The organism is Sphingomonas sp. CFBP 8760 (assembly GCF_014841615.1).
Classification (GTDB): Bacteria; Pseudomonadota; Alphaproteobacteria; order Sphingomonadales; family Sphingomonadaceae; genus Sphingomonas.
Genome location: NZ_JACYUG010000001.1, coordinates 406,276 through 419,584, shown reverse-complemented (window position 1 = coordinate 419,584; position 13,309 = coordinate 406,276). Strand labels below are relative to the sequence as shown.

13 protein-coding genes are annotated in these 13,309 nt (G+C 68.7%); 8 read left to right on the top strand and 5 right to left on the bottom strand.

Annotated features, from left to right (window positions below):
• Nucleotides 1-12: 12 nt before the first annotated feature.
• Nucleotides 13-930 (bottom strand): Mrp/NBP35 family ATP-binding protein, encoded by a 918-nt coding sequence (locus IFT82_RS01985; RefSeq protein WP_244646357.1) that lies wholly within the window; start codon nucleotides 928-930, stop codon nucleotides 13-15.
• Nucleotides 931-1,019: 89 nt separating this feature from the next.
• On the opposite strand from IFT82_RS01985, the gene hflK reads away from it, so the two are divergent.
• The 4 genes from hflK to IFT82_RS01965 all read left to right on the top strand — a co-directional run bounded on the left by hflK (nucleotide 1,020) and on the right by IFT82_RS01965 (nucleotide 5,628).
• On the top strand, nucleotides 1,020-2,126 hold the full coding sequence (gene hflK, locus IFT82_RS01980; protein WP_192123881.1) for a protease modulator HflK: 1,107 nt from the start codon (nucleotides 1,020-1,022) through the stop codon (nucleotides 2,124-2,126).
• Nucleotides 2,123-2,989 carry a protease modulator HflC gene (hflC, locus tag IFT82_RS01975; RefSeq protein WP_342355015.1) on the top strand — a complete coding sequence of 289 codons (867 nt, stop codon included), beginning with the start codon at nucleotides 2,123-2,125 and terminating at the stop codon, nucleotides 2,987-2,989. The genes hflK and hflC overlap by 4 nt, the downstream gene beginning before the upstream one ends.
• A 113-nt stretch (nucleotides 2,990-3,102) precedes the next feature.
• On the top strand, nucleotides 3,103-4,644 hold the full coding sequence (locus IFT82_RS01970) for a Do family serine endopeptidase (protein WP_192123879.1): 1,542 nt from the start codon (nucleotides 3,103-3,105) through the stop codon (nucleotides 4,642-4,644).
• Between the two features lie 147 nt (nucleotides 4,645-4,791).
• Nucleotides 4,792-5,628, top strand: a complete 837-nt coding sequence (locus tag IFT82_RS01965) for an N-formylglutamate amidohydrolase (protein WP_192123877.1) — start codon at nucleotides 4,792-4,794, stop codon at nucleotides 5,626-5,628.
• Nucleotides 5,629-5,805: 177 nt separating this feature from the next.
• Here the strand turns inward: IFT82_RS01965 and IFT82_RS01960 are convergent, their stop codons facing one another.
• The 3 genes from IFT82_RS01960 to IFT82_RS01950 form a co-directional block, all read right to left on the bottom strand.
• Complete coding sequence (locus tag IFT82_RS01960) at nucleotides 5,806-6,327, bottom strand: cytochrome b (protein ID WP_192124306.1); 522 nt, start codon at nucleotides 6,325-6,327, stop codon at nucleotides 5,806-5,808.
• Nucleotides 6,328-6,436: 109 nt separating this feature from the next.
• Nucleotides 6,437-7,213 (bottom strand): SapC family protein, encoded by a 777-nt coding sequence (locus tag IFT82_RS01955; RefSeq protein ID WP_192123875.1) that lies wholly within the window; start codon nucleotides 7,211-7,213, stop codon nucleotides 6,437-6,439.
• A 62-nt stretch (nucleotides 7,214-7,275) separates the two neighbouring features.
• Nucleotides 7,276-8,718 (bottom strand): FAD-binding oxidoreductase, encoded by a 1,443-nt coding sequence (locus tag IFT82_RS01950; RefSeq protein WP_192123873.1) that lies wholly within the window; start codon nucleotides 8,716-8,718, stop codon nucleotides 7,276-7,278.
• A 133-nt stretch (nucleotides 8,719-8,851) separates the two neighbouring features.
• On the opposite strand from IFT82_RS01950, the gene IFT82_RS01945 reads away from it, so the two are divergent.
• Entirely contained in the window at nucleotides 8,852-9,301 is a 450-nt protein-coding gene (locus tag IFT82_RS01945; RefSeq protein ID WP_192123871.1) for a hypothetical protein, read from the top strand.
• A 128-nt stretch (nucleotides 9,302-9,429) separates the two neighbouring features.
• Nucleotides 9,430-10,878: a DEAD/DEAH box helicase gene (locus tag IFT82_RS01940; protein ID WP_192123869.1), complete on the top strand. Its 1,449-nt coding sequence runs from the start codon at nucleotides 9,430-9,432 to the stop codon at nucleotides 10,876-10,878.
• A 118-nt stretch (nucleotides 10,879-10,996) separates the two neighbouring features.
• Here IFT82_RS01940 and IFT82_RS01935 read toward each other — a convergent pair whose 3' ends face one another.
• A complete protein-coding gene (locus tag IFT82_RS01935) occupies nucleotides 10,997-11,248 on the bottom strand; it encodes a hypothetical protein (RefSeq protein ID WP_192123867.1) in 252 nt (83 codons plus the stop codon).
• Nucleotides 11,249-11,389: 141 nt separating this feature from the next.
• Here IFT82_RS01935 and IFT82_RS01930 point away from each other — a divergent pair, with 141 nt between their 5' ends.
• Both IFT82_RS01930 and IFT82_RS01925 read left to right on the top strand, forming a co-directional pair.
• Entirely contained in the window at nucleotides 11,390-12,346 is a 957-nt protein-coding gene (locus tag IFT82_RS01930) for a DnaJ C-terminal domain-containing protein (RefSeq protein WP_192123865.1), read from the top strand.
• Nucleotides 12,347-12,353: 7 nt separating this feature from the next.
• A complete protein-coding gene (locus tag IFT82_RS01925; protein ID WP_342355014.1) occupies nucleotides 12,354-13,307 on the top strand; it encodes a YihY/virulence factor BrkB family protein in 954 nt (317 codons plus the stop codon).
• Nucleotides 13,308-13,309: the final 2 nt, after the last annotated feature.

Genomic DNA, 13,309 nt, shown 5'->3' with positions numbered 1-13,309 from the left:
GCGGTAATCGTTTTACCGGGCCGCAAGCCATTCCGCAACGCGGGTGGCCAGCCCGGCGAAGACCGTGTCGTCCGGCTCCCATGCCGGGGGTCGACCGGCATCGGAGGCGGTGCGGATCGCCAGTTCCAGCGGCACTCGCCCTAGGAACGGGATGCCGAGTTCCGCCGCCGCGGCCTCCGCCCCGCCCCGCCCGAACGGATCGGAATTCTCGCCGCAATGCGGGCAGCGATAACCGGCCATGTTCTCGATCAGCCCGATGATCGGCACGTTCGCCTTCACGAACAGGTCGATTGCGCGGGTGGCGTCGATCAGCGCCAGATCCTGCGGTGTCGAGACGATCACCGCGCCGGTCGGGCGATGCTTCTGCACCATGGTCAGCTGCACGTCGCCGGTGCCGGGCGGCATATCGACCACCAGCGTATCCGCGGCGCCCCACGCGCCCTCCACCAGCTGGCCTAGCGCGCCCGCCGTCATCGGCCCGCGCCATGCGATCGCCCGGCCCGGCTCGACCAGCTGGCCCATCGACAGCAGCGGCACGCCATAAGGCGTGGCGACCGGGATCAGTTGCTGGTCGAGCGCCTGTGGCCGCGTGCCCTCCGCGCCCAGCAGTCTCGGTTGCGAGGGGCCGTAGATGTCGGCATCCACCATCCCCACGCGCCGGCCGCGCCGGGCGAGGGCGATGGCCAGATTGGCGGCGATCGTCGACTTGCCGACCCCGCCCTTGCCGCTGGCCACCGCGATCAGCGCGCGGCCGGTGCGTTCCGCCGTCACGATCACCCGCGCGCCCGGCGCGGCGGCGCGCACCGCGGCCTCCAGCGCGTCGCGGGCGGCGGGGGACAGGCCGGTGGCGTCCAGCACCACCCCCATCCGCTCGCCATCCATCCGCACCGTCGCGCGGTCGCCCGCCACCGCCGCGATGGCGGTCGTCATCCTGTCTTTATCGGCCATGTCCGCGCAGATAGGCACACAGGTCCCGCTTGGCACTGTTTTTCGCGCGTCAGCCTTCCTATACAGGGTGCATGACGATCCTGCCGCGCTGGTGGAAGCGCCCGACTATCCTTGCCACCGACAATCCCAAGGGCCCATGGGGAGGCGCCGGCGACGACGGCGGCAATGGCGGCGGCCCGCGCAATCCATGGGCGCTGCCCCCCGGCGGCCGCAAGGGGGCCGCGCGTCCTACCGCGCTCGACGAGTTCCTGAAGAAGGCGCGCGGTCCCGGCGGCGGTGGCGGCGGCGGCTTTCCCGGCCTGCCCGGCGGGGCCAATCCACGGGCGCTGTGGGGCATCGGGATCGGGGCGATCGTGGTCGCATGGCTGCTGTTCACCTCCATCCATCAGATCGGGCCGCAGCAGCGCGGCGTCGTGACCTATTTCGGCCGCTATGCCGGCACCTTGCAGCCGGGCGTGCAGCTGACCCCGCCCGCGCCGATCGCACGCGTGCAGACGGTGGACGTGCAGCGGTTCCGCACCGAGAACTTCCCTCGTGGCGACGGCGTCAATCTGGCGCTGACCGGCGACCAGAACATCGTCGACCTCACCTACTCGGTCCGCTGGAACATCGGCGATCCGCGCGACTACGTGTTCCAGCTCGCCCAGCCGGAGGAAACGGTGCGCGCCGCCGCCGAGAGCGCGATGCGCGCGGTGATCGCCACCACCACGCTGGATCAGGCGTTGGGCGCCGGCCGCACCACGATCGAGCAGCGGGTGGCGGAATCGATGCAGTCGATCCTCAACAGCTACCGTTCCGGCGTGCGCATCCAGGGCGTCTCGATCAACCGCGCCGCCGCGCCGCAGCAGATCGTCGACGATTTCAACAAGGTGACGGCGGCCCAGCAGGAAGCGGTCGGCGCGGTCAACAAGGCGCGCTCCTATGCGCAACAGGTGATCGCCAACGCGCAGGGTGAGGCGGCGGCATTCGACCGCGTCTATGCCCAGTATCGCCTCGCGCCCGAAGTGACGCGTCGCCGCATGTATTACGAGACCATGGAGGCCGTGCTGGCCAAATCCGACAAGACGATCGTGGAGCCGTCCAGCGTGGTGCCCTATCTGCCGTTGCCGCAGGCGCGCCGCGCACCCGAGGCGCAGGCCGCGCCGCAACCCACCGTTCAGGCGGGAGCCGGCCAGTGAACGAGCTGAACTGGAAGAACCCCGTCTTCCTCGGGATCGCCGCGTTGCTGCTGGTGATCTTGGCGGCCGCGACCTTCGCGATCGTGCCGGAGACGAAGCAGGCGGTGGTCTATCGCCTCGCCCAGCCGATCCGGGTGGTCAATCGCTATCAGGCGAACGAACAGCCGGGCAATTCCGGCGCCGGGCTGATCGCGCGCGTGCCGTTCCTCGATCGCATCACCTGGGTCGACAAGCGCACGCTCGACCTCGATCTGGAAAACACGCCGGTGCTGTCGAGCGACCAGTTGCGGCTGAACGTCGACGCCTTTGCACGCTTTCGCGTCATCGATCCCCGGCTGATGCTGGCGACCGCCGGTGGCGAGGAAGGGGTGCAGAACCAGTTGCGTCCGTTGTTCGGCTCCACGCTGCGCAACGAACTGGGCAAGGTGCCGTTCGCGCGGTTGCTGACTGCCGAGCGCAATCAGGTGATGGACGATATCCAGACCGGGCTCGATCGTCGCGCGCGCCAGTACGGTGTCGAGATCGTCGATGTGCGGATCAAGCAGGCCGAACTGCCCGAGGGGACGCCGCTCGACAGCGCGCTCCGCCGGATGCAGACCGCGCGCCAGCAGGAGGCGATCACCATCACCGCCGAGGGGCAGCGTCGCGCCCGTGTGGTGCAGGCGGACGCCGATGCCGAAGCGTCGCGCATCTACGCGCAGAGCTTTGGCAAGGACGCCGATTTCTACGACTTCTACCGCGCCATGCAGTCCTATCGCCGTACCTTCGTGGGTGACGGCAACACCGAGGGGCGTGGTGCCACCTCGATCATCCTGTCGCCGAACAATTCATATCTTCGGGAGTTCGAGGGCCGGGGACGTTAAAGACGGAACGCGTCGGCCCCATTCGGGCCGATCCGTTCATATTCAACCATCGTTCAGCCGATTTCGGCGATAGATCGCCGGGTTCGAACGACGAACGAGAGGAAGTGACAAAAGTGCGCTACGCCTACGCCATTACCGGTGCCCTGTTGCTCGGCGGTGCGACCGCGACGGTCGCGCTGCAACCGAGCACCGCGCAGACTGCCCAGAACGAGCCCGGCACGATCCAGGCCGCGTCCCCCAAGGCCGGCGCGCCGATGAGCTTCGCCGACATGGTCGCGAAGCTGCAGCCCGCGGTGGTCAACATCTCCACCAAACAGTCGATCGCAGCACCCGCGCAGCAGGCGAACCCGTTCGCCGGCACGCCGTTCGAGCAGTTCTTCGGTCAGGGGCAGGGCGGTGGCGGCCAGCCGCAGAAGCGTGAAGGCCAGTCGCTCGGTTCCGGCTTCCTGATTTCGCCCGATGGCTATGTCGTGACCAACAGCCACGTCGTCGCGCCGGCGCGCGGGGCGACGGTGGAATCGATCACCGTCACGCTCAACGACCGCAAGGAATATACCGCCCGGCTGATCGGCCGCGACGAGGATTCCGATCTCGCGGTCCTGAAGATCGATGCCGCCAACCTGCCGTTCGTGAAGTTCGGCGATTCCGCGCGGGCGCGCGTCGGCGACTGGGTGGTCGCGATCGGCCAGCCGTTCGGCCTTGGCGGCACGGTGACGGCGGGGATCGTGTCCGCTGTCCACCGTGTGACCGGGCAGGGCGGTGCCTATGACCGGTTCATCCAGACCGACGCCTCGATCAACCAGGGCAACTCCGGCGGCCCGATGTTCAACCTGAACGGCGACGTGATCGGCATCAACAGCCAGATCTTCTCGCAGTCGGGCGGCAATATCGGCATCGGCTTCGCGATCCCCGCCGAGGAGGCCAAGCCCATCATCAGCACGCTGATGAAGGGCGGCAAGATCCAGCGCGGCTATCTGGGCGTGACGCTTCAGGGTGGTCCGGTCGATGACGAAACCGCCGCCGCCCTCGGCATCGCCAAGAACCAGGGCGAACTGCTCGCCGGCGTCTCGCCGGGCGGTCCGGCTGCCAAGGCGGGCCTGCGCGCGGGTGACGTGGTGACGAAGGTCAACGGTCAGGCGGTGACGCCGGATACGACGCTGTCCTACCTGGTGTCGAACGTGACGCCGGGGCAGACCGCGCGGCTCGATTACATCCGTGGCGGCCGGCCCGCCACCGCCAGCGTGACGGTCGCGGCGCGTCCGTCGACGCAGCAACTGGCGGCGCTGACCGGGCAGGGTGACGATTTCGGCAGCGAGGAAGAGGGTGCCACCACCGGACAGGTCGCCCCTGCCGGCAGCAACACGCTGGGCCTCACCGTGCAGACGCTGACCCCGGCGATCGCCCGGCAGGTGAATGTCGATTCCACCGTGCAGGGTGTGGTCGTTGCGCAGGTCGACGGGTCAAGCGATGCCGCCGGCAAGCTGCGCCGCGGCGACGTGATCTCGGCGATCAACGGCACGCCGGTGCGCAGCCCCGCGGAAATGACCGCGGCGATCGCACAGGCCCGCCAGCAGGGCCGGCCGCAGGTGCTGGTCCTCGCCCAGCGTGGCCGCACCCCGGCCCGGTTCCTGCCGATCAAGATCGACAAGAACTGATCGCTCGGATCGTCTGAAAGGGGCCGTCGTGGATCGCCACGGCGGCCCCTTTCGTTATCGCGCCGTTCGTGTCGCCACCGTTGGCCGCAGCGCCGCCTCTTTGTACCTCCCCTTGCACCCGCCGCGATCCGCCTTACGCTGCCGCCGATGGACAAGGGCTATGATTGCTGGGGCAGCGACGATCCGGCATCGCCGGTCATCGTCTCCGTCTCCCATGCCGGCAGGGAATATCCCGCCGCCCTGCTGGATGCGTTGCGCGTGCCCGTCACCGCGCTGGCGGCACTGGAAGACCGGTACGTCGATCGCGTCGCCGCCGCCGCGTGCCGCTCCGAAACCGTCCTGGTCCAGCGGCGTGGCCGCGCGTGGATCGATCTGAACCGCGCCGAGCGGGAACGCGATCCGCAGGTCGATGCCGGTGCGGTGCCACAGCGCCAGCCCTCGGCAAAGCTGCGCAGCGGACTGGGGCTGGTGCCGCGCCGCGTCTCGGGCGCGGGCGACCTGTGGCGGCGGCGGTTCACCGGCGAGGAAATCGATGCGCGCATCGCCGCCGATCACCATCCCTATCACCGGGCGCTCGACGCGCTGCTGGCGGCGGCGCGTGCCCGGTTCGGGATCGCGATACTGTTCGACCTCCATTCGATGCCGCCGCTGTCGCCCCGTGGACCCCATGTCGTGATCGGCGACCGGTTCGGGCGCAGTTGCGGCACCAGGTTCACGGCGCGGGTCGAGCGCGTGGCGGCGGATGCCGGCATCGCCTGCGCCGCCAACATGCCCTATGCCGGCGGGTATATCGTGGAGCGCCATGGCCGGCCCGGTCGCGGTATCCATGCCATCCAGCTCGAACTCGATCGCTCGCTGTATCTCGACGCCGCGCTCAATGGGACCGGCACCGGTCTGGCCGCTACCGCCACGCTGGTGCGCGAGATGATCGATGCATTGGCCGACGAGGCACGGGCGCTGCCGCTGGCACAGGCCGCCGAATAAAAAAACCACCTCGTGCGGTAATCCGCGCGAGGTGGCCGAGGTTCAGGGAGGAGACACGCTAAAAGCGTGTCGTACGGCCTTGCGAAAGGGGGGACACAAGAACCGTACGATTGATAAATGGGTGAGGGCCGATTTGGTTCAAGGGCCATGACGAAAAAGTCGTCGCCCTGGCGGGAATCATCGATCCAGCGCGGGTGCCATCCGTGCCAGCATCCCGTCGCGCAGGATCAGCCGGTGGCGCAGCGCCGCGGCGACATGCAGCGCGACCAGCGCCAGCATCAGCCAGCCGAGGATCGCATGGGCATTATGCCCGATCCCGCCCGCCTGCGGCCCGACCGGCAGATAGGGCAGGTCGAACAGCCCGAACCAGTCGAGCGGCCGCCGGGTGGCGGAACCGGACACCATCATCCACCCCGTCACCGGCATCGCCACCATCAGGATATAGAGCAGCCAGTGCGTCGCATGCGCCGCGCCGCGTTCCCAGCCGGGGGTGGTGGCGGGCAGGGGCGGGGGCCGGTGGCCCAGCCGCCACGCGATCCGGGCAAGGGTCAGTGCCAGCACGGTCAGCCCGATCGCCTTGTGCGCGGACATCGATCCGCCCGGCAACGCATCGTGGAACAGGCCGATGGTCAGGTTCGCGATCACCAGCGCCGCGATCGTCCAGTGGAACCACATCGCGACGGTGGAATAACGAAGCATCGGGGCGTCTCCGATGCTGCGGCCGATGGTCATGGGTGAAATGCTCCGCAGTCTGCCGGATGGTTCGCCCAGCAGACTGCGGATCACCCCGAAAGGCAAGAGGGCGGGATCAGCCCGCCGGCTGAAGCTGCGGCGCGGGCATCTGGCCGGTCGCCTGCTGGCGCGCGAAGATCTCGCGCATCAGCGACAGCGAGAACAGGTGCGCATAAAGCAGCGGCAGCATCCCCGACTGGCTCATCTTGCGCAGCTGGTCGCCGCGCAGGCCCGACAGCTTCTCCTCGTTCACCATCTGGAAACCGCGATAGATGAACGGCTGGGCGTTGCCGTCGATCTGGATCGTCACTTCGCCGTCCATCAGCAGGCCCTGTTCGCGCAGTTCGTTCATGAACTGCTGGGTACGCTGGCCGGCCTGTTCGAACGTCTCGTTGAAGGCGAGGATCTGCTTGGTCACCTCGCTCGGCTCGCCATTCTCGAACAGGCGGTCACCCTCGTCGAACACGCCGACCGACGGCGAGGTCGGGTCGAAGCACAGCGACAGTTCTTCCGCCTCGGGGCGCAGCCGCGCCAGCATGTACGGATAGCGGCGGACATAGGCGGGAACGTAGAAGTTCGTCTCGGTCAGCTTGCCTTCGCCATCGACGAACACGTTGCTGCCCTCGTTCAGGCCCATCAGCGCCAGCGGGATCGCATCGTCACCGCTGGAGAACACGATCGGCATGTGCCGCTGCACCAGCGGGAATTCGTCGACCGTCACCGGTACGGCGTGCTGGCCGATCAGGAACGGCGCGGTTTCCTGCGGCCGGATGCGGTGATCGGCATGGATCTGGCTGGAGAGCGGTTCCAGCGCCTGATAGAAGAGCGGCAGGTTTTGCGGCGCGCTGGCCATGCGGGAATCTCCGTTGTCATGTGCGGCGCGCAGACCCCCCGCTCGCCGGATGGGCTGTGGCTCTACGGTGCGGGATCGTGCGGGGCAAGCAACTTGCCCGGATTGAACAGTCCCTTGGGGTCGAGCGCGGCCTTGATCGCATGCATCGCCGCCAGCCGGCCCGGCGGGGCGAGGCGGGCCAGTTCGCCGCGCTTCATCTGGCCGATGCCATGCTCGGCTGAAATGGTGCCGCCCGCCGCCGTCACCAGATCATGGACGAAGGCGGTGATGCCCGGCGCGTCTTCGGCATACCAGCGGTCGCGATCGATCCCCTTAGGCGCACGGACGTGGAAATGGATGTTGCCGTCGCCCAGATGCCCGAAGCCGGAGGCGTGGGTGCCGGGAAAGCGCGCATCGCAGGCCGCCGCCGCGTCGATCATGAAGCCGGGCATCGCCGCCACCGGCACCGCGATGTCGTGCTGCACCGCCGGCCCCCGCGCGCGCTCCGCATCCGACAGCGAATCGCGCAGCCGCCAGAAGGCATCGGCCTGCGCCTCGCTGGCCGCGATCGTCGCGTCGCCGACCAGCCCGTCGCCGGTCGCCGCCGCCAGCACCCGCTCCAGCAGCGCGTCCGGCGCCTCCTCCTCCACCGATCCCGCCGTCGCCTCGATCAGCAGGTGCCAGCGATGCGGGCCGGCCAGCGGCGCGCGGGCGCCGGGCACATGCGCCACCGCCGCCGCCATCGTATCCGCGGGCATGATCTCGAAACTCTCCACCGCCCGCCCGGCGCGCTGGAACTGGCGCAGCAGCGTCAGCGCGTCGGCGGGGCTCGCCACCCCGGCCCAGGCGGTGCCGCGCGCCACTACCGCCGGCGCCAGCCGCAGCGTCGCGGCGGTCACGATCCCCAGCGTCCCCTCCGCCCCGATCAGCAGCTGGTCGAGGCTGTAGCCGCGATTGTCCTTGGCCAGCGCGGCCAGCCCGTCATGGACATGGCCGTCCGCCATCACCGCCTCCACCCCCGCGACCAGCCCGCGCATCGTGCCGAAGCGCAGCACCTGCGTGCCGCCGGCATTGGTCGACACCAGCCCGCCGATCGTCGCCGTTCCCCGCGCGCCCAGCGTCAGCGGGAATCGCCAGCCCTGCGTCAGCGCGGCGTCGTGCAGCGTCGACAGGATCACCCCCGCCTCGACCACGGCCAGCCCCGCCGCCGCATCGATGTTCCGAATCCGGTTCAGCCGCCGCAACGACAGCAGCAGCGCATCGCCCTCCGCCGGCGGGGTCGCGCCGCCGACCATCGAGCTGTTGCCCCCCTGCGGCACCAGCGGCACGTGGTGCCGTGCCGCCGCGCGCACGATCGTCGTCACCGCGGCGGTATCGCGCGGAGCCAGCAGGGCCGGCGCATGGCCGCGATAGCGCTGGCGCCAGTCCACTTCCCATGGCGCGATCAGGTCCCGGTCGGTGACGATCGCGGCCGGGTCGAGATCGCGGGCCAGATCGTCGAGCATCGCTTGCTGGGCAGGGGTCATCCGGCCTCGCTACGATCGCAGGCCGGGACTGGCAACCGGGGCTGGCAACCGCTTGGGCCGCTGGCAAAAGCGGCAAAATGACGGCAGGTTCATCGACCGTTCAATCACCGCGACCCACCGTCACCACCAGTCCATGTCCCATCCCGCGATCCCCGCCGCCCTGCTGGCCCTGTCCTTGCCCGTCCTGCTGGTCGCGCTGGCCGGCCCGTCGACGCCTGCGACGGCGCAACTGGTGATTCATGAACGCATCACCGTCCGGGTGCCGCGCATGCCCGCCGCGATCTCGCGCCCCGCGCCGGTGGCCAGCCGCTGGAAGGAGAAGAAGGGGCCGGCGTGCATCGATATCGGCGACGTCGCCGGTGCGGTGATCGCGGTCCCCGCCTCGGTCGACCTGTTGCTGGGGGACGGCCGCTGGATGCGCGCGCGGCTGGACGGGGATTGCCGGTCCGCCGATTTCTATGCCGGCCTCTATATCCGTCCCGGCCCCGATGGCCGCCTGTGCGCCGACCGCGACGTCATCCGCATCCGGTCCGGCGCGAAATGCGCGATCGACGCGTTCAAGCTGCTGGTGGCGCGGCGATAGCGCAGAATATTCGTCGCATCGGGCGGGATGGCCGGCGAATCGCGCTCTTTCCTTGACTTTAATGGCCGTTTCGGCGAGCGCCCGACAAGCACGGGTGCGGCAACCGCGCCTCCTATCCGGACAACTGCATGCCCTTCGCCGATCTCGGCCTATCCGACGAACTGCTGAACGCCGTCACCGATGCCGGCTACACGGAGCCGACACCGATTCAGGCGGCGGCGATCCCGTCGGTGCTGATGATGCGCGACATCATCGGCATCGCGCAGACGGGCACGGGCAAGACCGCCAGTTTCGTGCTGCCGATGATCGACATCCTCGCCCATGGCCGCAGCCGGGCGCGCATGCCGCGCAGCCTGATCCTGGAGCCTACCCGCGAACTCGCGGCGCAGGTGGCGGAGAATTTCGAGAAATACGGAGTCAACAGCAACCTGTCGATGGCGCTGCTGATCGGCGGCGTGTCGATGGGCGACCAGCTCGCCGCGCTGGAAAAGGGCGTCGACGTGCTGATCGCGACGCCGGGCCGGCTGATGGACCTGTTCAACCGCGGCAAGATCATGCTCAACGGCTGTTCGCTGCTGGTGATCGACGAGGCGGACCGGATGCTCGACATGGGGTTCATCCCCGATATCGAGGAAATCTGCACCAAGCTGCCCAAGCAGCGCCAGACCCTGCTGTTCTCCGCGACGATGCCGCCGCCGATCAAGAAGCTGGCGGACAAGTTCCTCGAAAACCCCAAGATGATCGAGGTCGCACGTCCCGCGTCGACCAACATCAACATCAAGCAGTGGGTGGTCCCCGTCGCCGGATCGACCGCCGCCAAGCGCGACCGGCTCCGCCAGATCCTGGCGCAGGAAGAGGTCACCAACGCGATAGTCTTCTGCAACCGCAAGACGACGGTGCGCGAACTCAACAAGACGCTGAAACAGGCCGGGTTCAAGTCCGGCGAAATCCATGGCGACATGGAACAGGCACAGCGGATCGCCGAACTCGACCTGTTCAAGGACGGGCACATCAACATCCTCGTCGCGTCCGACGTCGCGGCGCGCGGGCTGGATATCAAGGGTGTCAGCACCGTCTTCAATTTCGACGCGCCGTGGCATCCGGACGATTATGTCCACCGCATCGGCCGCACCGGTCGGGCGGGGGCCACCGGCACGGCCTATACCTTCGTCGCGCCCGACGACGACGAGAACATCGCCAACATCGAAAAGCTGACCGGGCAGCAGATTCCGCGGCTCGACGCACCCGTCGCGGTCGCCGCACCGGTGGCGGAAGCACCTGCCCCGCGTGAGGAGCGCCCCCGCCGCAACCGGCGTGAACGTCCGGCCCCGGAGGCGGTGCGCAACGAACCAGTGCGCGACGAATCGGCCTACGAGGCGGTTGCTCCCGTGGAGGCGCCCGCCGCGCCGCCGCGCGCCGCCGCGCCCTCGCCGGTGCGGGAAGATCGCCGGCCGGAGCGTCAGGAGCGCGAACCCCGCCGCGACTATCGCCGCCATCAGGTGGACGATGGTCCCGATGACGGCTGGAACGGCCCGATCCCGGCCTTCCTCAATGCCCGGCTGGTGATCCAGCCCTGACGGCATCTTCTTCCCGTCATTGCGAGCAAAGCGAAGCAATCCAGCGCGTCACACGGAACGCCGGGTTGCTTCGCCCCGCCCTTAATGACGGGATATCATCCGTCGATCGACCCTGTCGTCAGGTTCCCGTCGCGGCATTGGGATTGTCACCACCATCGCCGTTGCCGCCGGGGCCGGAGTAATCGATCTCGGTCTGGCCGCCATGGCCCATGATATCGCCGCTCTTCGGCTTCTTGCCCGTCTGCGGATTGGGATAGGCGCCGCCGCCGCTTTCGCCGCCGGCATCCTTGGCGGGGGTGTCGGACACGCCGTCGGGGCGGCCCGCATTGTTGCCGTCGCCCGCCGCCTGCATCGGTTGCTTGTCGCTCATGCTTTTTCTCCCACGTTCCATGTCGTCGCATGGCATAACGCACGGGTCCGCGATCGGGGGGCGGCAAGTGCGTTGCACTGTGCCGCGCGCTGCCCCACATAGCCGACCAACATAGCCGGGTAATACACCAAGGACGCGTGAATGGCCGATCCCTACAAGACCCTCGGCGTCGCCCGAACGGCGGCCGAGGCCGATATCAAGAAAGCCTATCGCAAGCTCGCCAAGGAGCTGCACCCCGACCGCAATCGCGACAATCCGAAGGCGGCGGAACGGTTCAGCCAGGTCACCAACGCCTATGACCTGCTGTCCGACAAGGACAAGCGCGCCCGTTTCGACCGGGGCGAGATCGACGGCGATGGCAATCCCGCCGCGCCGTTCGGCTTCGGCGGCGGTGGCCCGGCCGGCGGCCGCCCCGGCTATGGCCCGGGGCCCGGTGCCCGGCCGCAGGGCTTCGACTTCGGCGGCGACGGCGCCGATATGAGCGACATTTTCGAGGGGCTGTTCGGCGGCGGCGGTGGCGGCGCGCCGCGCGGTGGCTTCCAGGGCGGGTTCGGGCGACGCCAGCCCCTGCCCAAGGGCGCGGACGTCCAGTACCGGTTGCAGGTGTCGTTCACCGATGCCGCCACGCTCGCGCCGCAGCGGGTGACGCTGGGCGACGGCAAGGCGATCGAGGTCAAGCTGCCCGCCGGCGTCCAGTCCGGCACGCAGATGCGCCTGTCGGGCAAGGGCGATCCGGGGCCGGGCGGCGCGGGCGACGCGATCGTCACGATCGATATCCAGCCGCACCGCTTCTTCGAGCGGGACGGCGACGATATCCGCCTGAACCTGCCGATCTCGCTGGCGGAGGCGGTGCTGGGCGGCAAGGTGAAGGCGCCGACCGTGGATAATCCGGTGATGCTCACCATTCCCGCCGGCACCAGCTCGGGCCGGGTCCTGCGGTTGAAAGGCAAGGGTTTTCCCCGCAAGGGCGGCGAGCGCGGCGACCAGCTCGTCACGCTGATGGTCGAATTGCCCGCCGACGATGCGGCGCTGCGCGGCTTCGTCGAGGGGTGGCCGGGACGCGACAAGGGGAACCCGCGGGCGGCCATGGGCGTCTGAACGCCTCGTGGACGATGATGACCTTACCCCCGAATCGCGCAGCCGGCACGGCACGCGGGCGCGCTTCGACCGCCAGCTGGCCAAGGTGCGGCCGGGCAGCTACGCGTTCGAGGTGATGAAGCGCGCCGCGATCGGCGTGTTTAACGACGGTTTCACCCATGCCGGCAACCTCGCCTATCTGGCGTTGATGACGCTGTTCCCGTTCTTCATCACCGCGGCGGCGCTGCTGTCGCTGCTGGGGCAGAGCGAGGAGACGATCCGCGCCGTCAACGGCTTCCTGCATGTCCTGCCGCCCGATGTCGCCGCGCTGCTGCAAAAGCCGATCGCGGACGTGCTGGCGGCGCGGACCGGCAATCTGCTGTGGCTGGGGGGGCTGGTCGGCCTGTGGACGGTCAGCGGCTTCGTCGAGACGATCCGCGACATCTTCCACCGCGCCTATGGGCTGAAGGCGACCGCCGCCTTCTGGAAATCGCGGCTGTCGTCGGCCGGGGTCATCATCCTCTCGGTCGTCGTCGCGCTGTTCTCGTTCCTGGCGCAGGGGCTGCTGACCGCGGCGGAACAGTTCGTCTATCGCCTGCTGCCGTTCGCGCAGGACTGGGTCGGGCTGATCGGGCTGGCCCGCTTCATTCCCGGGCTCATCATGTTCGGCGCGCTGTACATGCTGTTCTATTCGGTGACCCCGTCCAAGTATCGCTACACCGACAGCCGCAAATGGCCGGGTGCCGCCTTCACGACGATCTGGTGGGTCAGCATGACCGCGCTGCTGCCGGTCGCGCTGGCGCAACTGGGCGGATACGATCTCACCTATGGCAGTCTGGCGGGCGTCATCGTGATGCTGCTGTTCTTCTATATCATCGGGTTGGGGCTGGTTTTCGGTGCGCATTTGAACGCGGCACTGGCGGAACCGCCCGAAGCGGCGCTACACGATGCCCCGATAACAACGGCACAAGTGACGGCATAGGG